The 25,052-nt window shown below is 62.0% G+C and carries 23 protein-coding genes; 13 read left to right on the top strand and 10 right to left on the bottom strand.

The annotated features are described in order from the left end of the window. Positions 1–138: 138 nt before the first annotated feature. The 6 genes from RY831_RS13160 to RY831_RS13135 form a co-directional block, all read right to left on the bottom strand. Positions 139–1,653: a tripartite tricarboxylate transporter permease gene (locus RY831_RS13160; RefSeq protein WP_326506811.1), complete on the bottom strand. Its 1,515-nt coding sequence runs from the start codon at positions 1,651–1,653 to the stop codon at positions 139–141. Continuing rightward, positions 1,653–2,120 carry a tripartite tricarboxylate transporter TctB family protein gene (locus tag RY831_RS13155; RefSeq protein WP_326506810.1) on the bottom strand — a complete coding sequence of 156 codons (468 nt, stop codon included), beginning with the start codon at positions 2,118–2,120 and terminating at the stop codon, positions 1,653–1,655. Before RY831_RS13155 ends, RY831_RS13160 begins: the two co-directional genes overlap by 1 nt. A 115-nt stretch (positions 2,121–2,235) precedes the next feature. Further along, the gene (locus RY831_RS13150) at positions 2,236–3,204 is read right to left on the bottom strand and encodes a Bug family tripartite tricarboxylate transporter substrate binding protein (protein ID WP_326506809.1); all 969 of its coding nucleotides are present in this window, start codon (positions 3,202–3,204) and stop codon (positions 2,236–2,238) included. A gap of 108 nt (positions 3,205–3,312) precedes the next feature. After that, a complete protein-coding gene (locus RY831_RS13145; RefSeq protein ID WP_326506847.1) occupies positions 3,313–4,074 on the bottom strand; it encodes an SDR family NAD(P)-dependent oxidoreductase in 762 nt (253 codons plus the stop codon). Positions 4,075–4,157: 83 nt separating this feature from the next. Then, a complete protein-coding gene (locus tag RY831_RS13140; RefSeq protein ID WP_326506808.1) occupies positions 4,158–5,123 on the bottom strand; it encodes a C-terminal binding protein in 966 nt (321 codons plus the stop codon). Positions 5,124–5,152: 29 nt separating this feature from the next. After that, the gene (locus tag RY831_RS13135; RefSeq protein WP_437126266.1) at positions 5,153–6,727 is read right to left on the bottom strand and encodes a UxaA family hydrolase; all 1,575 of its coding nucleotides are present in this window, start codon (positions 6,725–6,727) and stop codon (positions 5,153–5,155) included. A gap of 281 nt (positions 6,728–7,008) precedes the next feature. On the opposite strand from RY831_RS13135, the gene RY831_RS13130 reads away from it, so the two are divergent. From RY831_RS13130 to RY831_RS13120, 3 genes are all read left to right on the top strand, one after another. Then, complete coding sequence (locus RY831_RS13130) at positions 7,009–7,767, top strand: SDR family NAD(P)-dependent oxidoreductase (RefSeq protein ID WP_326506807.1); 759 nt, start codon at positions 7,009–7,011, stop codon at positions 7,765–7,767. Then, complete coding sequence (locus RY831_RS13125) at positions 7,767–8,843, top strand: Ldh family oxidoreductase (protein ID WP_326506806.1); 1,077 nt, start codon at positions 7,767–7,769, stop codon at positions 8,841–8,843. The genes RY831_RS13130 and RY831_RS13125 overlap by 1 nt, the downstream gene beginning before the upstream one ends. Positions 8,844–9,144: 301 nt before the next feature. Beyond that, entirely contained in the window at positions 9,145–9,945 is an 801-nt protein-coding gene (locus RY831_RS13120; RefSeq protein WP_326506805.1) for a FadR/GntR family transcriptional regulator, read from the top strand. 179 nt (positions 9,946–10,124) lie between these two features. Here the strand turns inward: RY831_RS13120 and RY831_RS13115 are convergent, their stop codons facing one another. Then, complete coding sequence (locus tag RY831_RS13115; RefSeq protein WP_326506804.1) at positions 10,125–11,210, bottom strand: malate/lactate/ureidoglycolate dehydrogenase; 1,086 nt, start codon at positions 11,208–11,210, stop codon at positions 10,125–10,127. A 200-nt stretch (positions 11,211–11,410) separates the two neighbouring features. On the opposite strand from RY831_RS13115, the gene RY831_RS13110 reads away from it, so the two are divergent. From RY831_RS13110 to RY831_RS13085, 6 genes are all read left to right on the top strand, one after another. Further along, entirely contained in the window at positions 11,411–12,109 is a 699-nt protein-coding gene (locus tag RY831_RS13110; protein WP_326506803.1) for a FadR/GntR family transcriptional regulator, read from the top strand. 30 nt (positions 12,110–12,139) lie between these two features. Continuing rightward, positions 12,140–13,180 (top strand): L-idonate 5-dehydrogenase, encoded by a 1,041-nt coding sequence (locus RY831_RS13105; RefSeq protein ID WP_326506802.1) that lies wholly within the window; start codon positions 12,140–12,142, stop codon positions 13,178–13,180. A gap of 85 nt (positions 13,181–13,265) precedes the next feature. Continuing rightward, positions 13,266–14,234, top strand: a complete 969-nt coding sequence (locus RY831_RS13100) for a sialic acid TRAP transporter substrate-binding protein SiaP (protein ID WP_326506801.1) — start codon at positions 13,266–13,268, stop codon at positions 14,232–14,234. 108 nt (positions 14,235–14,342) lie between these two features. After that, positions 14,343–14,924, top strand: a complete 582-nt coding sequence (locus RY831_RS13095) for a TRAP transporter small permease (protein ID WP_326506800.1) — start codon at positions 14,343–14,345, stop codon at positions 14,922–14,924. A 1-nt stretch (position 14,925) separates the two neighbouring features. After that, positions 14,926–16,332: a TRAP transporter large permease gene (locus RY831_RS13090; protein ID WP_326506799.1), complete on the top strand. Its 1,407-nt coding sequence runs from the start codon at positions 14,926–14,928 to the stop codon at positions 16,330–16,332. A gap of 630 nt (positions 16,333–16,962) precedes the next feature. Then, positions 16,963–18,108, top strand: a complete 1,146-nt coding sequence (locus RY831_RS13085; protein ID WP_326506798.1) for a sensor histidine kinase — start codon at positions 16,963–16,965, stop codon at positions 18,106–18,108. A gap of 10 nt (positions 18,109–18,118) precedes the next feature. On the opposite strand, the gene RY831_RS13080 is transcribed toward RY831_RS13085, so the two are convergent. Genes RY831_RS13080 through RY831_RS13070 form a run of 3 tightly spaced genes read right to left on the bottom strand, consistent with a single transcriptional unit; the run spans position 18,119 to position 20,148 of the window. Then, positions 18,119–18,814 carry a class I SAM-dependent methyltransferase gene (locus RY831_RS13080; protein WP_326506797.1) on the bottom strand — a complete coding sequence of 232 codons (696 nt, stop codon included), beginning with the start codon at positions 18,812–18,814 and terminating at the stop codon, positions 18,119–18,121. Further along, positions 18,811–19,701 carry an NAD(P)/FAD-dependent oxidoreductase gene (locus RY831_RS13075; protein ID WP_326506796.1) on the bottom strand — a complete coding sequence of 297 codons (891 nt, stop codon included), beginning with the start codon at positions 19,699–19,701 and terminating at the stop codon, positions 18,811–18,813. The genes RY831_RS13080 and RY831_RS13075 overlap by 4 nt, the downstream gene beginning before the upstream one ends. 3 nt (positions 19,702–19,704) lie before the next feature. Beyond that, positions 19,705–20,148, bottom strand: coding sequence for an RrF2 family transcriptional regulator (locus RY831_RS13070; protein WP_326506795.1), 444 nt, complete (start codon positions 20,146–20,148; stop codon positions 19,705–19,707). A 736-nt stretch (positions 20,149–20,884) separates the two neighbouring features. Between RY831_RS13070 and RY831_RS13065 the strand changes: the two genes are divergently transcribed. Genes RY831_RS13065 through RY831_RS13050 form a run of 4 tightly spaced genes read left to right on the top strand, consistent with a single transcriptional unit; the run spans position 20,885 to position 25,005 of the window. After that, positions 20,885–22,189 carry a YncE family protein gene (locus tag RY831_RS13065; RefSeq protein WP_326506794.1) on the top strand — a complete coding sequence of 435 codons (1,305 nt, stop codon included), beginning with the start codon at positions 20,885–20,887 and terminating at the stop codon, positions 22,187–22,189. Further along, positions 22,186–23,331, top strand: coding sequence for a hypothetical protein (locus tag RY831_RS13060; RefSeq protein WP_326506793.1), 1,146 nt, complete (start codon positions 22,186–22,188; stop codon positions 23,329–23,331). The genes RY831_RS13065 and RY831_RS13060 overlap by 4 nt, the downstream gene beginning before the upstream one ends. Continuing rightward, the gene (locus RY831_RS13055) at positions 23,312–24,226 is read left to right on the top strand and encodes a metal ABC transporter solute-binding protein, Zn/Mn family (protein ID WP_326506792.1); all 915 of its coding nucleotides are present in this window, start codon (positions 23,312–23,314) and stop codon (positions 24,224–24,226) included. The genes RY831_RS13060 and RY831_RS13055 overlap by 20 nt, the downstream gene beginning before the upstream one ends. Then, positions 24,226–25,005 carry an ABC transporter permease family protein gene (locus tag RY831_RS13050; RefSeq protein ID WP_326506791.1) on the top strand — a complete coding sequence of 260 codons (780 nt, stop codon included), beginning with the start codon at positions 24,226–24,228 and terminating at the stop codon, positions 25,003–25,005. Before RY831_RS13055 ends, RY831_RS13050 begins: the two co-directional genes overlap by 1 nt. Positions 25,006–25,052: the final 47 nt, after the last annotated feature.

The raw sequence follows: 25,052 nt of genomic DNA, 5'->3' as shown, positions 1-25,052 counted from the left end.
TATTCTCGACATGGAGAGTACCTGGGCCTCGCTTCCGCTCGAGATTATTCCTTCTGTTTTTTCTCCACCCGTTCATTCTATGCTCGCCCCTGCCGTTTGCATCGATGCAAGGGTGCTTCATGCCGCCCTCCATGCGCATCAGCCCGCAGTGCCGTCGGCAAGGCGGCGCGTGCCGCGCCGGTTGCGCCAGGTCCAGCTCAACAGAGGCCAGAAGAGGATCAGGAAGGTCAGCGCCGCCAGGCCGCCGGCAATCGGCCGCGAGAAGAATGGCGCGATGCTGTAATCCGACTTGATCATGGACGTCACGAAATTTTCCTCCAGCATCTGGCCCAGCACCACGCCGAGGATGGCCGGCGCGGTGGGAAAGCCGTTTTCCTCCAGCAGGTAGGCCAGCAGGCCGAAGCACAGGATCAGCACCACGCCGAACACCGAGTTGTTGATTGCAAAGGAGCCGACGATGCAGAACAGCAGGATGGTCGGCATCAGGATGCTGCGCGAAATCTGCAGCACCCTGCGCGCGGCCTTGATCATCGCCCAGCCGAACGGCAGCATGATCAGGTTGGCCAGCACGAACACGAGAAATACCGCGTAGATGTCCTGGGGGTTGTTGACGAAGATGGTCGGCCCGGGGTTCATGCCCTTCATGTAGAGCACGCCGATGGCGATCGCGGTGATGGAATCGCCCGGGATGCCGAATACCACGGCGGGAATCCAGGCGCCGGCCAGCGAACTGTTGTTCGCGGCGCCGGATTCAATGATGCCTTCCACGTGGCCGGTGCCGAACTTTTCCGGCTCCTTGGAAAAGCGCTTGCTCATCGCGTAAGACATCCAGGACGCCATGTCGGCGCCGGAACCGGGCTGGATGCCGATCACCGTGCCGAAGGCGCTGCCGCGCAGGATGCCCCACTTGTAGCGCTTGGTCAGGCCCCACATGCCCTTGAAGACATCGCCGACCTGTGCCACCTTGGTTTTCATCTCCGGCGCCGTATTCACTGCATAGCGCAGGATTTCCGACACCGCGAACATGCCGACCATCATGGGTATCAGGCTGATGCCGCTGGCCAGCTCGTTATTGCCGAAGGTAAAGCGCGGCAGTCCGGAAGGATTTTCCATGCCGACGCAGGCGATCAGCAGTCCGAGCATCAGTGATATCAGTGCCTTGAGTATGCTGGCCGAACCGATGAAGACCGCACCCGACAGGCCGAGCACCACCATCCAGAAATATTCGAAGGAGCTGAACTTAAGCGCCACCTCGGCCAGCAGCGGCGCCGAAGTCATCATGACCGCGGTGCCGAACAGGCCGCCGACGACCGAGAACATCAGGCCTGCGCCGAGCGCGAGTCCGGCCTGGCCCTTGAGCGTCATCGCATAGGATTCGTCGGTGTACGCGGCCGAGGCCGGCGTGCCTGGAATGCGCAGCAGCGCACCAGGGATGTCGCCTGAGAAAATGGCCATCGCCGATGCGGTGACGATGGCCGCGATGGCCGGCACCGGCGGCATGAAAAATGTCACCGGCACCAGCAGCGCCGTCGCCATGGTGGCGGTCAGGCCGGGTATGCAGCCGACCACCAGGCCGTACAGTGCCGATGCGGCGATCACCATCAGCACATAGGGGTCGAACACCAGCTTGAGTGCGAGCAGATAGGCGTCCATTACCAGGCTACTCCCTGAAGCAGTCCCCAGGGCAGGGGCACCCGGAGTATCTTGTAAAAGATCGTGTGAATCACCAGCGTGGCAGCGACGGCCGTGATCAGCGAGGTGGTCCACTTGACGCCGAAGGCACGCAGCAGTCCGATCATCAGCAATACGGCGGTGAGAACGAAACCGAGTGCCTGCGCTGCATACAGGTAGAACAGCAGCGCACCGACGACCGCGGCGAAGCGCAGCACATGGCGCGGCGAACGCAGCCAGTCGCCGCCTTCAAACCAGCGCTGGCGCGAACGCAGGCCGCGCACGATCAGCAGCAGCGAACAGGCGCCAAGGATCGACGCGACCAGGGTAGGGAAGGCGCCGGGTCCGATCTGCTGGCCGGGAATCGCGGGAAAGGCGCGCGAAGCGACCAGCACCGCGATCGCCAGGACGAGAAACAAGGCGCCGAAAACGGCATCGTTGAGTTTCATGGTGAAGCCTTCCAAGGGCGGGCGTCAAGAGAGTTCCGCATGACGCGGGTCGACGGGAGGATAAGACGACAGGGGAGGGCCGCGACGTGCGGCGGCCCTTCTCGCGCAGGGTCGTTTACTTCGCGATGCCCACTGCCTTCATCGTCGCGCCCAGGTCTTCGTTGGACTTCGCCATGAACTTGCCGAAATCCTGCTGCTGCGCCCATACCACGCCGAAACCGCGCTGCGCCATGAAGTCCTTGTATTCCTTGCTGTCATAGACTTTCTTCAACGCGTTGGCGAGCGCGGTCTCGACATCCTTCGGCAATCCCTTCGGCGCGACGATGCCGCGCCATGCGCCCAGCTTGGTCGTGCTGCCGGTGACCGACTTGAGTGTCGGCACGTTCGGGAACAGTGCCGACGGCTGGTCGTCCATCACGGCGAGCGAGCGCACCTTGCCGGCTTCGATCAGCGCGCGCGCCTCCGGCAGCGAGCAGGGCACGACTTCGACGCCGCCAGCGACCAGGTCCTGCAGGCCGGGTGCGGCGCCGTTGCTTGGCACCCAGGGTACGGATGCCGGATCGACGTTCATATCCTTGAGCATGCTGGCAATCGCGAGATGCCAGATGCCGCCCTGGCCTGTGCCCGAGGCCTTGAACTTGCCGGGGCTGGCCTTGATCGCATTGACGAGGTCGGTGACCGACTTGTACGGCGCGTCGGCCCGCACCTGCACGCCGGCCGGATCAAAGTTGACCAGGCCGATCGGCGTGTAATCGCTGTACTTCAGCTGGGTCAGTCCCATCCAGTGCATCATGCCGATTTCCACGGTCGCCATGCCGATCGTATATCCGTCGGGCGCGGCGGAGGCAATCGCCTGGTGGCCTACCACGCCATTGCCGCCGGCGCGGTTGACGACGTTGACCGGCTGCTTGAGCTCCTTCTCCATCAGGGTGCCGATGATGCGCGCGGTGGCGTCGGTGCCGCCGCCTGCGTTCCAGGGCACGATGAGCGTGATTGGACGTTCCGGATAGGCGGCATGGGCCAGCCCGGCTACGGTTGCGAAGGCGGCTGCGAAAAGTCCTTTGAACACGGTTCTGCGATCCATTGTCTGCTCCTTGTTATAGAAATATGGTCGTGCCCTTGTTGCTCCTGCTGTTTCTGTTGCTTGTGCTGCTGCGTTCCCCGCCCGAACACGGCGGCGCAGAATGCGTTGCTACGGCATCAGCTGACCGCCATTCACCTCCACGATCTGCCCGGTCACATAGCCGCTCAACTGGTTCGATGCGAGGTAAAGGAAGGTCCCGGCGCACTCGTCGGGCGTGCCCGCACGACGCATCGGAATGCCCGCGTTAAAGGCTTCCATCTGCTCCGCGGACGTATGCCGGTCATGGAAGGGCGTGGCGATGACGCCGGGCGAGACTGCGTTGACCCGGATATTGTCGGCGACGAATTCCTTGGCCATGCCGCGGGTGACGGTGCTGACGAAGCCCTTGGAAGCGGCATACAGCAGCGCGCCGCCGCCGCCGCCGTGACGCGCCGCGATCGAGGTGACATTGATGATGTTGCCGCCGCCCTGCCTGCGCATGAAGGGCACGGCCTCCTTGCAAGCCATCAGCACCGAGCGCATGTTCAGGTGAGCGACCTGGTCGAAGAATTCGTCCGTCATCTCGGTGATCGGCCTGCGGCCTACGAGGTCGCCAGCATTGTTGATCAGTACGTCGATGCGGCCAAAACGCGAAACGGTCTGCTCGATCAGGGACTTGATGGCGGCGCTGCTGGTCACATCCGCCTGCATCGCGACGGCTTCTCCGCCGGCTGCCTCGATATCCCGCACGACCTGCTGCGCCGGACCTTCGTTGCGATTGTAGTGAACCGCCACCTTCGCCTGGTTGGCGCCGAAGGCGCGTGCGACGGCTGCGCCGATGCCCGTGCTGCTGCCGGTGATGAGTACGACCTTGCCTTTCAAATCTTCAATCATGCTTGTCCTTGCTCATGAATCAGTGGTTAAACAAAAAGCGTGTGCGACGACATGCGGGCCCCGATCGAGCGGCGACGCCGTCATCCCGTTTGCGCATCGCCTTTCACGACGACATAGGTCGGCCGTCCCGTCTGTTTCCAATCGATCAGGTTCTGGGCCGCCTTGCGGCGCAGCTCATCGCCTGCCACCTCGGAATAGAAAGCCGCATGTGGAGTAAGCAGCACGCGCGGATGCTGGACGATGCGGGCGTCTGTCTCCGGAGGCTCGGCTGGCAGCACATCGAGCGCCGCGCCGTCCAGCCGTCCCGCATCGAGTTCCGCCAGCAGCGCATCGATATCGACCACCGCGCCGCGCGAGGTATTGACCAGCACGCTGCCCGTCTTCATCCGTCCCAGCAGCGATGCATTCACCATGCCGCGCGTTTCATCGTTCAGCGGTACATGCAGCGACACCGCGTCGGCCTGCTCGAACAGCTCCTGCAGCGTTACCCTTTCAACATAAGGCGGGAAGTCGCCGTCGATGACGTGTGGATCGCAGGCGATCACCCGGCGGAAGCTGTTGCGGGCGAGATGCGCCATGCGCTTGCCGATTCGTCCGAGCCCCACGATACCCAGCGTCATGTCGCCGACGCGCTGCATTTTCCCGGCGCTGGTGTAGTGCCAGCGGCCTGCCTTGATGTCACGATCGTAGAAGGCAATATGGCGCAGCAGCGCCAGGGTCATCGCCAGCGCATGGGTGGCGACTTCGCCCACGCCGTAGTCAGGCGAATTCGCGACCCATACGCCGTGCCGCTCGGCATCGGCGATGTCGACCGTGTCGAAGCCGGCGCCGTAGCGGCTGACGATCCGGATCTCGGGGCGCGCCTCGAACACTTTCGCATTGACCGGGGCATACTGCACCAGCAGGCCGTCACAGCCCGCCGCCGCCGCAATCACTTCGTCCTCGCTGCGGCACTGGGCGGTCACCAGTTCCACGCCGGCATCGCGAAACAGGGCGCGCTCCAGCTCGATATCGGGAAAATCGTAGTCTGTGATCAGTATCTTCATCGCGTTCAGTCAGTGGCCAGGCAGGGGGCTCACATCGTCGGGCCGAGTATCCACGGTGCGAACTCGTCTTCGCCGAAGCCGTGCTCCTCACTCTTGCTCGGACGCCCGGAGGCGGTCTCGATGATGAGCCGGAAGATCTGTTCGCCCGACTCCTGCACGGTCAGGCCGCCATCGAGAATGTCGCCGCAGTTGATATCCATGTCTTCGCGCATGCGGTGATACATCGGCGAGTTGGTGGCCAGCTTCAGCGATGGCGAGGGCTTGCAGCCGTACACCGAGCCGCGCCCGGTGGTGAAGCAGATCATGTTGGCGCCGCCGGCCACCTGGCCGGTGGCCGACACCGGGTCATAGCCGGGCGTGTCCATGAACACCAGTCCCCTGGTGGTGACCGGCTGCGCATACTCGAACACGTCGGCCAGGTTGCTGGTGCCGGCCTTGGCCACCGCACCCAGCGATTTTTCCAGGATTGTGGTGAGCCCGCCCGCCTTGTTGCCGGGAGAGGGATTGTTGTTCATCTCGCCGCCCAGGCGGGAAGTGTAGGCCTCCCACCACTTGATGCGCGACACCAGTTTCTCGCCGACCTCGCGCGACACCGCGCGCCGCGTCAGCAGATGCTCGGCGCCATAGATTTCCGGTGTTTCGCTGAGAATCGCGGTGCCGCCGTGCTGCACCAGCAGATCCATCGCCGCCCCCAGCGCGGGATTGGCGGTAATGCCGGAATAGCCGTCCGAGCCGCCGCATTGCAGGCCGATGGTCAGGTACCTTAGCGGCACCGGCTCGCGTTTCACCTGGTTCGCAGCGGGCAGCAGTTCCTTCACAAGGGCAATTCCGCGCTCGATGGTGGCGCGCGTGCCGCCCGACTCCTGGATGGTCATCGTGCGCAGCCTTGCCGATTCGGACAGGTTCTCCGCGCCGAGCAGGGAGCTGACCTGGTTGGATTCGCAACCGAGGCCGATGAATAGCACCGCCGCGAAATTGGGGTGGCGGATGTAGCCGGCGGTCACGCGCCGCAGCAGGTCGATGCCTTCGCCGTTGGATGCCATGCCGCAGCCCGACTTGTGCGTGATCGCCACTACGCCGTCGATGTTCGGATAGCCCGCCAGCGCCTCGCCGCGGAAGGCTTCGGCAATCTGGCGGCAGACCGTGGCCGAGCAGTTCACGCTGCTGATCACGCCGATATAGTTGCGCGTCGCCACGCTTCCGTCCTCGCGCACGATGCCGTCGAAGTTCAGCAGCAGATCGGTCTTGCACCCAGGCGTGTGCTCGGGCTTGCGGTCCGCGCAGAATGCATAGTCGCGCTCGAAGTCCTGCATCGACAGGTTGTGCAGGTGGATGTGGCCGCCGCGCGGAATGGCGCGCGTGGCGAAGCCGATGATCTGGTTGTAGCGCCGCACGGGTTCGCCGCTGGCGATGTCGCGCGCCGCGATCTTGTGACCCGCAGGCACGGTGTCGGCCATCGTCAGGCCTTCTTCCGGCACGTGGGTGCCGGCGCGCAGTTCCTGCATCGCGATAAGCACATCGTCGCTGGCGTTCAGGCGCAGGACGCGGACAGCATTGCCTCGCTTGCTGATGGCCTCGACCGGTATCAGGGTTTCATGTGCCACGGTGTCTCCCGTTCAGGTGTCTTGCTTGCGTTTTGCAAAGTTGCGGTTCGCGCAAAGTCTATTTCAGATTGGTTGATAGGTAAAGTGGTAATACCAATATCCTACCAATCGTCCGACAACGGAGCAGGCTTCCATGTCGGTGCGGCATTGATCCATCTCAACCTACAGCGAAATGCGCGGCCGCTTGTGGACAGGGTGAGGCCGGCTCAATACAATTGGACAATTGGTCTGACCAAGGACTGGTGACGATGATAACAATATTCAACGGCAAGGAGACGAACATGCAGCATCGAAATCACTATGACTTCTCTGGACGGCACGCCGTCATTACCGGCGGTGCGGCCGGCATCGGCCTCGCGATCGCTCAACGCCTGGCTGAAGGCGGCGCCTCCGTCAGTCTTTGGGACAGGGATGCGGAGGCGCTCGAACATGCCATCGGACGGTTCGATCGCGAACGGGTGCACACGGCGGTGGTCGACGTCGCCGGCGAGCAGTCGGTCGCCGAAGCGCGCGACGCCACGCTGGCCCGCTTTGGCAAGGTGGATGTGCTGGTCACCAGCGCCGGCATTACCGGCCCGAACATGAGCGTGGCCGATTATCCGCCGGAGGAGTGGGACCGGGTGATGAACATCAATCTGCGCGGCCCTTTCCTCTGCTGCCGCGCCCTGGTGCCGCACATGCGCGAAAAGGATTACGGTCGCATCGTCAACATCGCCTCGATTGCCGGCAAGGAAGGCAATCCCAACGCATCGGCCTATAGCGCTTCCAAGGCGGGGGTGATCGCGCTGACCAAATCGCTCGGCAAGGAACTGGCGCAGACCGGCATCCGCGTAAACTGCATCACACCGGCGGCGGTGCGCACCGGCATGTTTGCGCAAATGACGCAGCAGCATATCGATTACATGCTGTCCAAGATACCGATGAGCCGCTTCGGCACCGTGGAAGAAGTGGCGGCGCTGGTGGCCTGGCTGGCCTCCGCCGAATGCTCGTTCTCGACGGCGGCGGTATTCGACGTGTCGGGCGGAAGGGGGACTTACTGATGGTGTCCGGCGCAAGCACCGACATTCGGCATGCGGCCGAAGACCTGACTATTTTCGCGGTCCGCCTGCTGCAGGCCGCCGGCATGGAAGCGGTGATGGCCGATACCGTTGCCCATGTGCTGGTGGAAGGCGATCTGCTCGGGCACGACACCCACGGATTGGCGCTGCTCGCTTCCTATGTGCGGGAACTGGAGCAGGGCAGCATGGCGCGCGTGGGCGAAGCGCAGGTGCTCTCCGACCGGGGTGCCGCGCTTGCCTGGGACGGCTGCCGCCTGCCCGGGCCGTGGCTGGTGATGAACGGCATCAATGCCCTGATGCCGCGCGCCCGCGAGTACGGCAGCGCCACGCTTGTCATCCGGCGCAGCCATCATATCGCCTGTCTCGCCAGTTACCTGCTGCGGGCGACAAGCGCGGGATTCATGATCGTGCTGTCCTGCTCCGATCCGGCGGTGGCCAGCGTGGCGCCGCACGGCGGCAGGCGGGCGGTGTTCACGCCCAACCCGATTGCAGCCGGCATCCCGACCTCCGGAACGCCTTTCCTGGTTGACATCTCCGCATCGATCAAGACCAACGGCATGACCAACCGGCTGCACAAGGCTGGCATGATGTATGAGGAAGATTGCCTGCTCGACGGCGAGGGCCGGCCCAGCCGCGATCCCGCCGTGCTGGCGGCCGACCCGCCCGGCACCATCCTGCCGCTCGGCGGACTTGCCGGGGGGCACAAGGGGTTCGGACTGGCGCTGCTGATAGAAGCGCTCACCGGCGGACTGTCCGGGCACGGCCGCGCCGATCCGGCCGAGGGCTGGGGAGCGAACGTATTCCTGTCGCTGTACGATCCGGAAGCCTTCGGGGGCGGCGATGCATTCCTCCGCCAGATGGACTGGGTGGCCGAAGCCTGCCGCAGCAATCCGCCTCGCCCCGGCGTGACGCGGGTACGCATGCCGGGCGACCGGGGACTTGCGCTGCGCGAAGAGCAGATCAGGCAGGGGATCGCCCTGCATCCCGCGATACCGCCTGCTTTGTCCGAATGCGCTCAGCGCTACGGTTTGGAGTTTCCGGATGCGCATCGAGGCTAGAGCGCTTTCGGTTTGACAAGACTACGCGAAGACGAGGTGGTTTGCCGCCGAAACAATGCGTGGTGTCGCGACATGGCGGGCTCGGTGCCCCCGGGCCATGGCAAGAAGGACTCGGCGTCCCCACACAACGCAGTGTGGCCGGCAAAGCAGCCGGGATCGTCAGGCCGGTCAGAACGAAAACGCTCTAATGAGCCGCAACGTGCAACTATTTCTTGAATTGGCCCAAAGGTCATACAGCCTGCGGAGGCGCCGTGCTGCATAATTGAAACTTACCGAGACAATCCCGTACCAGAACACCGTCATGCCTATCCAAGCCATCGAGCCCAAGCGGCTCTACCGACAGATCAGCGAGCAGCTGCGCACCCTCATTCAACGGGGAGAATTCCCTGTCGGCACGCGCCTGCCCGCCGAACGCGACCTCGCCGAAAAGCTCGGCGTGAGCCGCCCCTCGCTGCGGGAGGCGCTGATTGCGCTGGAAGTCGAAGGCTACATCGAAGTGCGCATGGGTTCGGGCATTTATGTCTGCGAACCGGCGTCGAATCAGCCCGGCCATGACCTCGACGCCGAGGAAGGCCCGCTGGAGCTCATCCAGGCGCGAGCCGTGCTGGAAGGCGAGGTCGCTGCGCTGGCGGCGAAGACCGGGCGCAAGGCCCAGTTCGATGCGGTTGAGGAAGCCATCGACGCGATGGAAGCCGATGCCGATGCAGGCGTCAAGCCGCTGGAGACCGACCGGCTGTTCCATATCCGCGTCGCCGAGGCAACCGGCAACAGCGTGCTGGTCGGCACCGTGCGCCGGCTTAACGACCTGCGTCTCGGCCCTCTTTACGACCAGCTGCACAGCCATTTCGAAACCGAGGACACCTGGCGCCAGGCGATCGAGGAACACCGCGACGTGCTGGCCGCGCTGCGCGCCAAGGACCCGGTCAAGGCGCGCGCCGCGATGCGGCGCCACATGGATATTGCCTTCAAGCGCATGACGGCGACGCTGACGCCCACTCCGAAACCGAAGCCGAAGACGGCGGCGAAGGTGGCGGTAAAGACGGGGCGCACTGCGGCGCGCAAACCGGCGTTGCCCGCCAAGGGCATTAAGAAAGTTGGATGAAGCAATCTGAGCTGGACATTCACCTTTAGCATCAACTCCTCGGGATGTGCTCCCTTCTCCCGCAGGCGGGAGAAGGGCTGGGGATGAGGGCGATAGCAAAGCCTGCTGAGGTCTTGGCAACCTCCCTCACCCCCACCTCTCTCCCACCCGCGGGCGAGGGGAGAAGTGCCTCGGGCAATTCACTCAGCCTGCGCCGCCGGTGCCACTACCCCAAACTGCCGTCCCGCCTCCTCTAGCTGCGCCCAAGTCGTCCCGTCAATCGGAATGCCCGCCGCCACCCGTTCGCGCCTGCGCGCAAGCTCCGGTTCCCCCGGCACCTGGATTTCATCCGCACCCTGCTGCAGCGGCGAAGCCTTCACCCATGCGAGGAAAGCCTCGGCCTCGACATCCGCGTCCGGCGCGTCGAACGCCGCCGGATCGATGATGACTGACAGCATGCAGTTAATGATCGCATTGGAGCGCACGATAGTGTCGGCATGCGTGGTGAAGCCGCCGCTCAGCGCCCCGGCAAATATTTCGCATATCGCCGCCAAGCCGTAGCCCTTGAACTCCCCGAGTGTCAGCAGGGAACCGCGCGGCGACTCATGCATGACCCTGGGATCGGTCGTCGGTCGCCCCAGGTGATCGATCACGCAGCCTTCCGGCAGCGGCACGCCCTTGTTGTAGGCCACCCTGGTCTTGCCGAAGGCGACGCGGCTGGTCGCGAAGTCGAGCACCAGCGGCGGCTTGCCGCGCCGGGGATAGGCGGCGCAGAAAGGATTAGTTCCGAAGCGCGCATCGATGCCGCCGAAAGGTGCCACCAGCGGGTCGCCGGCGACATTAACGAAATGAAACGACACCAGGCCGGCGGCCGCGCATTGCTCGGCCCAATGGCCGATGCGGCCGATATGGTGCGCGTTGCGCAGGCCGACGGCGCACAGGCCGAGCTTTTTTGCACGGGAAATGCCCATGTCCATCGCTTCCTTGGCCACCACCTGGCCGAAGGCCAGTCCGCCGTCGACGGTAAGGACGGCACCGGCATCGCGTACGAGCGTCGCATGCCGGTTCAGCTTCAGTTCGCCGTCCGCCAATGAACGCAGATAACGCGGAATCATGCCGACTCCATGCGAGTCGTGGCCTGATAGATTGGCTTGCACCAGGTGGTCGGCCACTAGCGTCGCTTCCAGTTCCTCGCTGCCGGCGCCGCGCCAGATCGCGCTGATGAAAGCATGCAGTTCAACGGCGGAAATGCTGATGCCTGCGGAAAAATGCGCGGTGTCGTTCATGGGTCTCCTGTCAGTTGTCGTTGTGCATGCAATCGCAAGGCGCCGATATCGTGGCGTTTGACCGGTACCAGCCAAGCTGTTTTATCTGCTTGACAAGCGCAACCGGAAGTGAAATTATCCGGTCTATTGGTAAGGCCAATTTACCAAAGTGTGACGGAAAAGGCGGCGCGGCACAACACCCGATTGACGGAACCGATCTCATGCCGATACAACTCATCGAACCGCAGCGCTTGTATCGCCAGATCGCCGATCAGTTGCGCGAGCTGATCCGCTGCGATGAGTTCAAGCCGGGTAGCAGGCTCCCGCCGGAACGGGACCTCGCGGTGCAGCTCGGCGTGAGCCGTCCGTCGGTGCGCGAGGCCCTGATCGCGCTGGAAGTCGAAGGCTGCGTCGAGGTACGCAAGGGCGCGGGCATCTATGTCTGCGAGCGGCGCGCCGACCGCGCCGTGCAGTCCGACCTGCTGACCGACATGCACGGGCCGCTGGAGCTGATCCGCGCGCGTGCGGTGGTCGAAGGCGAGATCGCTGCCATGGCTGCGCGCGTGGCCAGGCCGAGGCAGCTGGCGCTGCTGGACGAAGCGCTGAAGATGATGCGCAGCGAGGCCGAAGCCGGAGGCGTGCCGATGCAGGGCGACCGGTTGTTCCATCTGCGGCTGGCGGAGATTGCCGGCAACAGCGCATTGACCAGCGTGGTGGCGCTGCTGTTCGATCAACGCAATAACCCCATTTCGGCCAAGCTGGGGCAGCACTTGGAAAATGCGGCGAGCTGGAATGCCGCCATCGACGAGCACAGGAAGGTGGCCCATGCGGTCGCCGAGCATGACCCGGCAGCGGCGCGCGCAGCAATGCAGAGGCACATGGACCGTTCGCACCGGCGTCTGACCAAGCGTCTTGATTAACGCATTAAGTATTCGGCGAGGAACAGGCAGATGACACTTTCATGCAAGATCCATGCAGCCGGGGACCTGCGCTTCGAGCAGCAGGAAGACGCGGCGCTCGAACCGCATCAGGTGGAGATCCAGCTCGGTGCGGCCGGAATTTGCGGCTCGGACCTGCACTATTACCTGCATGGCCGTGCCGGCGCTTTCCAGATTCGCGAACCGCTGACGCCAGGACACGAAGCGTCGGGCGTGGTGGTGCGCTCCGGTCGTGCGGCGGGCGCATTGGCACCGGGCGTGAAAGTGGCAATCAACCCATCGCAGGCTTGCGGCAGCTGCGCTTATTGCCGCCAGGGGAGGGAGAACCTGTGCACCGAGATGCGCTTCCTCGGCAGCGCCAGCGTCTTTCCGCATGTGCAGGGCATGTTCCGCGAGCGTTTCGTGGTGAACGAACGCCAGCTGACCGCGGTTGAGACCGATATCTCTTTCGGCGAACTCGCATTCGCCGAGCCGCTTGCGGTTGCACTGCATGCGGTGAACCGCTGCGGTCCGCTGCTTGGCAAGACCGTGCTGGTGACCGGCGCCGGCACCATCGGCTGTCTCATCGTCAAGGCTGTCCGCCTGGCCGGCGCGGCAAGGATCATCGCATGCGATGTTGCCGACCACCCGCTGCAGGCTGCCGCGGCGGCGGGAGCCGACACCGTGGTGCGCAGCGATGCCTCTTCCGCTGCGGACTTGTCGTCCAGCGCCGACGTCTGCGTGGAAGCTGCCGGCAATACCGGCGCGCTTGCCACCTGCGTCGATGCCTGCAGGCGCGGCGGCCGCATAGTCCAGGTCGGCACGCTGCCGGCCGAAGGCGTGCATTTCCCGGCCAATGCCGTCATGGCGCGCGAGCTCGATTATATCGGTGCGTTCCGCTTCGGCGTCGAGTTCGACTGGGCCGTCGATTACATCGTGTCGCGCCGCATCGATGTGCGACCGCTGCTCACCGCGCAACTGCCGCTGAAGGATGCCGCGGCCGCGTTCCAGCTGGCCGCCGACAAGAGCCGGAGCACCAAGGTGCAGCTGATCGGGGAGGCGGCGATGGCTTAGACGCGTGAACGATTTGCTTGCTGCAGGGCGGAGCCTGCCCGGATTTAAATAACAAGAAACGAATCATCCAATCAAGGAGACCACCATGAAACTCTGGAAACAAACCCTGTTCGTCATTGCCGCTTCCGCATTCGCCGTGGGCGCCAGCGCCCAAACCAAGCTCAAGTGGGCGCACGTGTACGAAACCTCCGAACCTTTCCACAAATGGTCAGTGTGGGCCGCCGGCGAAATCGGCAAGCGCACCAACGGCAAGTACCAGATCGACGTCTTTCCGGCATCGCAGCTGGGCAAGGAAAACGACATCAACCAGGGCCTCGCGCTGGGAACGGTCGACATCATCATCTCCGGCTCCAGCTTCGCCAGCAAGTCGTATCCTCCGATCGGCGTGACTTATTACCCGTATGTGTTCCGCGATGCCGACCACCTGCTCAAGTACACCAAGAGCGATGTCTACCGTGACCTCACCAAGGGCTATGAGGAGAAGACCGGCAACCGCATCGTCGCCACCACCTACTACGGGGCACGCCAGACCACGTCCAACAAGCCGATCGCGAAGTGCGCCGACATGAAGGGCCTCAAGATCCGCGTGCCCGACGTGCCGGCCTATCTCGCCATGCCGCGCGCCTGCGGCGCGAACACGTCGCCGATCGCCTTTGCCGAGGTCTATCTCGCGCTGCAGAACGGCACCGTCGAGGCCCAGGAAAATCCGCTGACCACGATCGAAGCAAAGAAGTTCTATGAAGTCCAGAAGAATATCGTGCTCACTGCGCATATCGTCGATCACCTCAATACGGTGGTCTCCGGCAAGCTCTGGAAGCAGCTCTCCGAGGACGAGAGGAAGATGTTCACTGAAGTGACGCAGGAAGCGGCGCAGAAAGCCAGCGCCGACGTGGTGGCCCGCGAGAAGGAGCTGGTCGACGTATTCAAGCAGAAGGGCTTGTCGGTGACGGAAGTCAATCGCGACGAGTTCCGCGACACCGTGCTCAAGACCGTGAAGTTCGAGGACTTCGGTTATCGCAAGGCCGACTGGGAACGCATCCAGGCCGTCAAGTAAGCGCGCGCATCGCGCCGCAGACGCCGGCGATCCCGGCCTGCGGCGCTGTAGAACGTGCACTGCACGCTCCGCTTTTTTGAACTCCATTCACATCGAGCAAGGTGTTTCATGGAACAAGCTGTCAAGCATCCCGCGATCAGCGCGGAAGAACTCGCCCATAGTTTCGAGGAATCCGGTCATGTCAAGGTCAGCCTGTCCGGCTTCTCGGCGGAAGACTGGATCACGCTCGGGATTTTCTGGGTCATGGTGGCCCTGGTCTTCCTGCAATTCTTTACCCGCTATGCGCTCAACGATTCCTACGCCTGGACCGAGGAACTGGCCACCTACTGCCTGATCGGCGTGGTGTTCATCGGCGCCTCCATGTGCACCCGCAAGGACCGGCACATCCAGGTCGATATTCTCTACCGCTTCATGCCGGCCGCCATGTGCCGCGTCATGTCCACCTGCGTGGACATTTTGCGCGTCGGCTTCCTCGGCTATGTCACGCTGCTGGTCTGGAAGTACACAGAGATCGTCGGCGACGAGCCGATGACCACGCTGATCACCTGGCCCAAGAACGCCGTCTACTGGGTGGCGCTGGCCGGCTTCGCGATCATGACCATCCGCGCGTTGCAGATCGCCTGGAAGAACTGGCGGCAGGGCTATTCCATCCTGGAGAAGCCGGAAGCCTACGACGGCACGGAGGACTGACATGGGTATTCTTATCGGATCGTTCCTGGTGCTCATGCTGGTCGGCATGCCGGTGGCGCTGGCCATGGTGATTGCCTCGATGCTCTACATCATCGCCACCGGCTCGGTGCCGGACGTCGTGGTGGCACAGCGCATGATCGCCGGTGTGGAAAGCTTCCCGCTGCTGGCGGTGCCTTTCTTCATCCTTGCCGGCAACCTGATGAACATCGCCGGCATCACCGGCCGCATCTACAACTTCGCGGTTGCCCTGGTCGGATGGATGCGGGGCGGGCTGGGCCAGGTCAATATCGTCGGCTCGGTCATCTTTTCGGGCATGTCCGGCACTGCCATCGCAGACGCCGCCGGCCTCGGCACGATAGAAATCAAGGCGATGAAGGACCACGGATATTCGCCGGAATTCTCGGTCGGCGTCACCGCGGCGTCGGCCACGCTCGGTCCCATCATTCCGCCTTCCTTGCCCTTCGTGATCTACGGCATGATGGCGAACGTATCGATCGGCGCGCTGTTTCTTGCCGGCCTGCTGCCCGGCATCTTCATGACGCTGATGATGATGTTCACGGTGGCCTACATCGCCCGCAAAAACAACTGGGGCGGCGATACCGCGTTCTCATGGAAGAGCCTCGGCAGCGCCGGCACCGAAATCCTGGTGGTGCTGGCCTTTCCGATGGCGGTCTGGCTGCTGTGGAAGGCCGGCATGTCGGTAAACCTGGCGGTCGGCATCTCGCTGGCCGCGCTGCTGGCGCTCGACTGGTACTTCGACTTTTCCGCGGTGATGGCCTTGATGGCGCCGGTGATCCTTATCGGCGGCATGACCCTCGGCTGGTTCACGCCGACGGAAGCGGCGATGGCGGCGGTGGCCTGGGCGCTGTTCCTCGGGCTGGTGCGCTATCGCTCGATGACGCTGAGGGCGCTCGCCAAGGCCACCTTCGACACCATCGAAACCACGGCCAGCGTGCTGTTCATCGTGACGGCTGCCTCCATCTTCGCCTGGCTGCTCACCACCAGCCAGGCGGCCCAGATGCTGGCCGACTGGATACTTGGAGTGACGCAGAACAAGTGGATGTTCCTGCTGCTGGCCAATGTGCTCATCCTCATCGTCGGCTGCTTCATCGATACCATCGCCGCAATCACGATCCTGGTGCCCATTCTGCTGCCCATCGTGCTCAAGCTCGGCATCGATCCCATCCACTTCGGCCTTATCCTGACGCTCAACCTGATGATCGGCCTGCTGCATCCGCCGCTGGGCATGGTGCTGTTCGTGCTGGCCAGGGTGGCGAAACTGTCGGTCGAGCGCACCACCATGGCGATCCTGCCCTGGCTGGTGCCATTGTTCATCGCACTGATTGCCATTACTTACATACCCCAAATCACGCTATGGCTGCCGAGCGTGGTGAATGGCGTCAAGTAACCAGGCTGCCGGCTTGATCAAGCTTGCAACGGCGTGCGGCCGCCTTATTTCTGTCAGCCTTCCGTCAGGGTTTCGACAGGGGATTGAAAGCGAGGCTGGTTAGGATTGACGTCTGGTGGTGCGAGTTGGAAATTTGCCGATCAAATTTCCAACTCACCCACTAGTCTCCTCTAAACGTCGTCCAACTGGCGATTCGCCCGCGACCGCATGGCGCGGGCTTTTTTTATGTGCAATATTGGATTGCAGCAATGAAGCCGGCGATGACACGGTGGAAAAAGCAAGCAAAAGAATGTGAACGTTTGTGACAAGCGTCACAGTAGCGGCCGAGCATCGAGACTACAGTCAGAGTAACGACTTGCGAATAGTCGCCAAAGGTTTAGCCCGCACCCCGGAACCGGCGTGCGGGCTTTTTTGTTCCTAGCCTAACACCCCGATGTGTTGCCTTGCGCACTCCCCGCAAGGCGCGGTGGCATGCGTGCCTGCAAAACCGGGCATGGTTCCCGATGCGTTAAGGATATTGAGCGAATCGGCATGAACCTCATTCAACCCGTGCCGGTCTCCTTAAAGCAGCCGGCGGCATTGCTACAATCGGAACAATTAATTGCTTTTATTTTAACTAAAGGTAATACCGTGACGCTGGCAAGTGATCAATACCCGAACGACGGCGAACTTTCCCCCAATGCGAGACGCATGCTCGAACTGCGTGATGTCGTGCTGCTGGAATGGGGGCGCCGGCTGCGGACGACAGTCAAGGAAGCCGAGCATCTTGCCCATCCCATCCTGATCAATACCTTTCCAAGCCTGTACGACAACATCGCGGAAGCCATCACGCCGGGCCATCCGCGCAGTACCGACACCGAGACCAATACGGTCGCCGCCGAACACGGCGGCGAGCGGGCCCGCCTGACCAATTACAATGCGCAAGCCGTGGTCTCGGAATACCAGCTGCTGCGCTGGACCATTTTCGACGTGCTGAAAGAGCATGGCGTACAACTGAACGGCGACGAATATCACAGCATCAATGTGTTGATCGACAATTCCATTCGCGATGCGATCAATGCCTTTGCGCTCGCGCAATTGGCGCTGCGCGAGCGTTTCGTCGCGGCGCTGACCCACGATCTGCGCAACCCGCTGGCGACCGCGGTCGCGGCAGCGGACCTCATCAAGCATTCCAGCGACCCTGAACACATGAAGTCGCTGGCCGACCGCATTATCAGCAACCTTGGCCGCATGGACGGCATGATCCAGACCTTGCTCGATGCGATGGTGTTCCAGACCGGCGACCGCCTGAACCTGCGCTTCGAGCCGTTCGACATGCTGGAACTAACGCAGGAGGTGGCGGACCAGTTCGCTTCAATTCATGGCGCGTTATTCGAAGTGCATGGCACCGCGGTTCATGGGTATTGGGACCGCGATGCGCTGCGGCGCTGCATCGAAAACCTCGCCGGCAACGCGGTCAAGCACGGAGCGCAGGGACGGCCAGTTCGTTTCAGCGTCAACACATTGCATGAGCGCGTCATGATTTCGGTCCACAACGAGGGCGAGTCGATTCCACCCGACGAGATGGAATCCGTGTTCCAGGTATTCCGGCGGGCGGTATCGGCAAAGGAGGGCGGCAGCCGCGGCTGGGGTATCGGCCTGCCGTATGTGCGCAGCGTGGTGGAAAGCCACGGGGGCAGCGTCGATGTCGACAGCACCGCGCAGCGCGGCACCACCTTCATCATCGACATGCCGATCGATGCCCGCCCTTTTCAGTACGCTCCGACGCTGGAATAAGGACAGGCCGTCAATCCTTATATCCAACCCAGCCCTTGAAAGTGAAGCCGGCATAGAACTGCTCTATGTTACGCAGCCCGGCGTCCGAAAGAATCGCGACATCCTTTTCCGGTGAAAGCACATTTAGCCGCTCTTTCATGGCCTTTGTACTGCTCTCTGCCTGCGCCCTGGGTATATCGGCAAAAGCCGCATAGCGCGCGAGCCACTTGTCTCGCTCCGGAGGATGGCTGGAAAAGCTATGATGGGCAACCACGAAAGGAGCGCCGGGGTGCAAGCGTCGAAACACTTCTTTCACCGTGTGCCGCCGTTCTTCCTCGGCCAGGAAATGCAGGGTTAGAAGGCAGACCGCTGCATCGAAAGGACCGTCGGGCGCCCGGTCGATTGTGCCTTCGTGAAACGTGACGCGCGAGCATGCGGTACCCAGGCTGACCTTCGCCAGTTGCAGCATTTCCGGTGATGGGTCTACTGCGTCGAAGCGCCACGCGTGCTGCATGTCGGCAAGCGCTTTCAGTTCAAGACCTCCACCTGCACCGAGAACCAGCACACGGGCGTCGGCGGGGGCGCGCTCGGCAATCAGCAGTCCGACCATCTTGTGAAGGTCGCGCAAGCCGGGCACGATGCGTAACGTGCGGTCCGCATAGCTTGAAACTGAAGCCGGATCGGAAAACAACGCAGGGGATTCCGGCACGAGAGTTTGGTCTTTCATGCATCAGGCCAGAGCAGCGAGCGGTGCAGCTGAATGCCGGCCCAGGCACCGTCGCCTACTGCGAGCGAAACTGAATGCGGCACGCGTGCCGCATCGCCGCAGGCAAATACGCCAGGAATGGTGGTTTGTTTTTCCTCGTCTGTGCGGACCTGTATGCCCATCGGCGTTTCCTCCATTGCACATCCCAGTTCTTCCGCCAACGGGCTGGATGGAACGCAGCGCGTGGCAGTAAAGATCCCCGCGAAGTTTAGACGCCGGCCGTCGGCCATCAGCATGTCGGCCTCGCCTTCAATCCGATCAATCCTGCCATCGTCGAGCGTCACGCCGCGAGTCTCGAGCTTGCGCCTTGCATCCAGGTCAGGTTCTACAGCGGAATTCGTCAGCAAGGTCACCTTACCCCAATCCATCAGGAGCTCAGCCTGATGGATTGACATGGCGCCGGTGGCAATCACGCCGATGCGGCCCATATCAAGTTCATAGCCATGGCAATAGGGGCAGTGAAAGATGGTGCGGCCCCATCGTTCGGGTAGTCCTGCGATCTCCGGCAACTGGTCAATGACGCCTGTCGCAAAGAGCACGCGCCGCGCGTGGTGGGAAAGGCCATCATCCGTCATTACCGTGAAGTCGTCCCGTGCGCCCGTGACCGCAACAGCCTTTCCATCCTTCCAGACAAGGTGCGGGTAGGCCTGAAGCTGTGCTCGTGCCGTGCGCGCGATTTCCCCAGGGTCAACGCCGTCTTGTGTAAGAAAGCCGTGCGAATGGCTTGCGAAGCGGTTGCGGCGCTGGCCGGCATCGATTACGAGCACCGCCTTGCGTGCACGAACAAGCTGGAGGGCCGCAGCCATGCCGGCATAGCTGCCTCCAATTACGACTACGTCATATTGCATCGTCTAGTCCTTTGATGAACGCTTCGCCGCGTGCCGCCTTGCGAAATCGGAGGCCAGTTCTGCGAGCGTAATGTTTTGAAAACGATGCAGCAACAAGGCCTCGGCTTCCGCAAAGGCACCGTCAAGTGCCGCATTCACCGACTGCTCGACCAGGCACTGCGTGTTCTCATTTCGACTCCCGACGGCGAAGAGAGCGGGTTCGCCGAGAGCCTCGTGCAGCTGCCGCAAGTTCACTGTCTTCAAATCGACCGCAATGCGCCAGCCACCGGCATGACCGCGGTCGGAGGTAACCAGGCCTGCCTCGCGCAGCAAGCCCATGGTGCGCCGTACGACGACCGGATTGGTACCAAGACACTGCGCGATGACTTCCGAAGTCATTGGGTCCTTATGCTCCGCCATGTGGAGCAGCGCGTGCAGGACGGAAGAGAGGCGGCTATCACGTTTCATGTAACTTATGATGTTACGTAAACGGCGATCTGTCAAGGATGGGGGAACTGTTGGTGCCTGTGGCGACTGATCGTTGCACCAAGAGCTAGTAAGTCAACTGCGTTCAGCTTCGTGAATGAAGGTGCCGACTAGCGCGATAGTTTGATCCTGGACCCGGCACGGCACTGCCCGGAAGACGGCTTGCAGGTTGCAACAGGCAGCTGGCTCTACACGGCAGGCCTGCCAGTGAGTGCGGCTCACGTTCAAAATATTCGGCCAGCAGGACCGGCGCTTGTTTTGCGTCAAAGTGCAACCGTGTTGCAAAAAATCTCAGCCTCATTTAGACTTGCTGCTTGCAACACAGTTGCAAATAGAGCTTTGCATACGTTCGACCAGGACGTCTAAAGCTCGCCTAATGCAACGTGATGCCTGGCCATGATTTATAGCGTCTGATAAGGCGCTAAAGGTTTCGTTTTGCAATTTTTCTGCATGGTGCGATGAAGCCGAACTCGCCAGACAAAGCCATATATTTTTTGAAGTTGAATGCAACCATGTTGCATTTTAAAACCGGATGTACGGCGCATTGCTGCAGGTGATTCGCGCCGTGCTCAAGCATTTCATTACGGGAGCCGGTTGCGCTTGCTTACAGACGCAAGCTGATCTGCATGATGCGATTCATGGTGCGGTGCTGCCCTGGCCACCGCGAAAAAATTGTCGGCATAACGAAGCCATATAGGTATTTCACATTGGAGAACGCATGACACACAATAATCCACAATTTCGTCTCAGCCTATTGAGCCTGGCATGTATGGTACTCATCGCCGGCTGCGGCGGCGGGAGCGGCGGAGAGGGCGATGGCGAGAATCACTCGAATGCCACCATTGATACCGCCGGAAGAATTGTTGTCTCCGACAGTGGAAGCAATGCCTTGCGCGTACATGATCTTGATAGCGGCAGCGTGGAAGCAACCCATCAACTGGACCATCCGCCCTCAGGACTCAATGCAAGTCCGGGGGGACGGTACGCGGTAGCGTTACAGGGTACGCAAAATCAGGTCCAGTTCATTGATGGCGGCATTTGGCAGGAAGACCACGGCGACCATGACCACGATTACAAGAATGCCTCGCGGCTCCTGTCGTGGAAGCTGGCAGGGCCTCGTCCGTCGCATTACGACGTGCAGGCAGGTAGGCAGGCCAGCATCTTCTTCGACGGCAACGGCAATGCAAATCCCATCCAGGCCGCAAGCATGAGGCTGATCAACGACGCTTCCATTGCGGCCGGCAATACGCTGGCGGCCTTGAACCTGCAGGAGCCGATACACGGGTTCGCAGAACCACTCGATAACAAGCTGCTGAGCGTTCATCGGGCAAGCGATGCAACGGATACTTTACCCACGCATCTGAATTTGTATCTGCGCTCCGGTGCAACGTACACATCGCAGCGGTTGCTTCCCACCCGTTGCAACGGCATGCATGGCAGCTATACATCCGGATCGTATACCGCGGTCGGCTGTGCAGACGGCGTGCTGCTGGCTAGGCACGTCTCCGCCACTGACGTCACAGATCAGAAAATCTCGACACCGACTCGCATCAGCACACTGGTTGGACATCCCAAGGCTCCGGGTCAATTCATAGGTTTCGGAAACAGTGGTACTGCACCTGCGCCGGTAACGACGGTTTTCTACAGCGTTGATGGCGAACGAGCTGCCGCCACGCCGATCACGCCCACAGGATGGACTGCTGGCAGTGTTCAGCGGGCACATGGCTTCGACCGGAGCGGCAACCGCTTTTACATATTGGATAATCGCGGAACGCTCATCGTTATGACACGTACCGGCAATACTTGGAACACGTCAGCGACAATTGCATCGGCGGTACCCGCTATGCCAGCAGCTGCTCCCTGGCCCACGATTACTGCAAACGGAGCCCGTGACGAAATCTACATCACCGACCCCGCCGCGCGCCAACTGGTTGTACTGAATACTCAAACCTCGACGATCACCGCTCGCCGCGACCTTGGCTATGCACCGTCGAATGCACTGTGGGTAGGAATCTCGCGATGAAAAAAAGCGTATTTGCCGCAATGGCGGCAAGCACCATCCTTGGTGCGCATGCACAGGAAAAGGGCTGGGAATTCGGCGCGGTGCTCGATGCGGCTTACACCACGCGTTCACTGGCCCTGGGCCAGCGGGAACAGGGCCTGGCACTCGGCCACAGCGATGCGATCGCACGAGGCCCGCTGGGACGGCACTTCAGCGCGCAACTGGGGGCGGCGGCGCACCAGCATGATGGCAAGGTCGAATTCGAGATGGAAGAGGCGTGGGTGCAAACCCGTACGCTGCCGGCCGGCTTTCAGGCGCGTGCAGGCCGATTTGCATCACAGATCGGATATCTTAACGAGCAGCATCCGCACGCCGATGATTTTGTCGAGCGCCCCTTGTTATACCGTGCCTTTCTCGGCGGTCACTGGTTCGATGACGGCGTCCGCCTGAACTGGACCGCGCCTACACCGTTTTACCTGACCTTCGGAACGGAAGTCTTCCGCGGCCGCCAGTTGATCGAGGAAGCCGCAACGGCGCGCAGTCCCGGCGCCGTTACCCTCAGCATGAAAGTGGGCAACGATATCAACCGATCGCAGAGCTGGCAGCTTGGCGCTTCTTATCTTCATAACCGCAGGGAAGCGGCAATCGAGGACGAAGCCGACCATGGAGAAGAAGGACATGCGGAAGAAGGCGGGCATGAGCACGGTCACGGCCATACGCATGCCCACGGCGCGGCCCTCAGCGGCAAGAAGATGTGGCTGCTGGACGCCGCCTGGAAATGGGCTCCGGACGGAAACAACCGGCAGCAGCAACTCAAGCTGGTAGGCGAATATGCCCGGGTGACGAAGCCCAACAGGTATGCCGACAACTCGGACTACCACGATGCACTGTCGTTAAGCGCGGTGTGGCGGTTTTCCCAGGAATGGGAGCTTGGTGCCCGTACCGATTGGCTAAGAGCACGAGTGCCGCACGGCGACCATTTCCACAACGGCCGGCTGCGTGAGCATGCACTGATGGTCGCATGGAAACCGACCCATAGCCAGGCACTGCGCCTGCAATTCACTGCCCAGCCTCGTGCGGAAGAGTTTGAAAACCGCTCGAGCAGAACGGTTCAGCTGCAATACGTATTGAGTTTCGGAGCCCATGGTGCGCACTCTTTCTAAGCTAGCGATAGTGCTGGCGGGCGCGGTGTGCGCACCCGCCAGCGCGTTCACGGTATTTGCCTGCGAGCCGGAATGGGCCGCGCTGACACGCGTACTGATGCCGGACGCGACCGTTCATACCGCGACGCATTCTCGGCAGGACCCGCATCACATCGAGGCAAGGCCTGCATTGATCGCACAACTGCGCTCTGCCGATCTTGCGGTTTGCACCGGCGCCTCGCTGGAATCCGGGTGGTTGCCGGCATTGCAGCAACGCGCCGGCAATGCAAAAGTACAGGACGGTGCTCAAGGCATGTTCTATGCGGCATCGCAGGTCGAGCTGATCGATGCGCAGCCGGGCGCCGGGGGCAATCCCTTCGCGGGCGATATCCATGCAGAAGGCAATCCGCATGTGCATGCAGATCCCCGCAACCTGGTAAAGATATCTTCGCGGCTTGCGGAGCGGCTGCAAACGCTCGTACCGGCCGAGGCGCAGCAGATCCGGCAGCGCCAAAGCCAGTTCGAAACCGCGTGGAGCCAGCGTATCGGCGAATGGGAAAAGCGTGCCGCGCCCTTGCGGGGCCAAATGGTGGCGGCGCAACACACCGCCTTCGGCTATCTATGGAAATGGCTTGGCCTGAAACAGATCGCGGATCTGGAACCCAAGCCCGGCATGGCGCCAACGCCCGGACACTTGCAGGGACTGTTGTCGATTCTCCAGGCGCAGCCTCCGCTTGCAATCGTTACCGCAGGCTATCAGGACCAGCGTGCGGGACGCTGGCTTGTGAGCCAGTTGGACAGCAAGGTGCCGCTCATATCGCTGCCGGCCACGGTTGACGATGAGCGCACTCCGGACGCGCTTGCACAGTGGTACGAGCAACTGATCAATTCACTGATGAAGGCGAAGACACGCTGATGGAATACTGGTTCTTGGCGCCGGCCGCCGCCCTGATGTTCGGCATACTGGCACTGGCACCGCTCGGTTCCCAGGTATTGGCGCGTGGAGTGGTCTTTATCGATCTGGCGGTTGCCCAAGCCGCCGCCGCCGCGGCACTGGGCGCGACCGCCTGGCTCGATCATCCTGATTTTCTGGCGGTGCAATTGGCCGCTGCGACAGGGGCCTTGTCGTGTGCAGCGCTGGTGGCGGTCCTGGCACGAATTTGGCCGCAGCAGCGCGAAGCCTTGATTGGTCTGATCTATGTTGCAGGGGCATGTCTCGCCATGCTTGCCGCCCGCAGCGACCCGCATGGACGCGAGCATCTTTCGGAGCTACTGGCAGCGGACGTGTTGTGGGCTGGATGGGCCCAGGTAGCAACACTGGCATCTTGCGCCCTCGTCGTTGTTTTACTGCAGCTCAGGTGGCCCGCGCTGCTGGGCAGGGATCGCATATTTTTCCCATGTTTTGCGCTGGTTGCCAGCATGGCGGTGCCGACTTTGGGCCTGTTGCTGGTATTCGCCTGCCTGATCGGACCTGGATTATGGCTGCGGGCCGGCTTCTCCATGGCGCAGTCGCTGGTATCCGCAATGGGCGCAGCCGGCCTGGGGCTTCTTGCATCCTGGTGGCTTGATGCACCAAGCGGTGCATGTGTAGCACTTGCCTTGGCCGTATGGGGCGTGTTCAGCGCATTGTTGGGGAAAAGTCTGTTGAAGCAGAAAACAACTGCCAGCCAGCACGGAACCGAGCGGCTTGGCTGATGCGCGCCTTGTTACAGGAACTTGAAATTCCGCTTGCCGAGAAGCCA

The sequence above is a fragment of the Noviherbaspirillum album genome (assembly GCF_035916955.1).
GTDB lineage: Bacteria > Pseudomonadota > Gammaproteobacteria > Burkholderiales > Burkholderiaceae_D > Noviherbaspirillum > Noviherbaspirillum album.
This window is presented reverse-complemented; position numbering and strand designations above follow the sequence as displayed.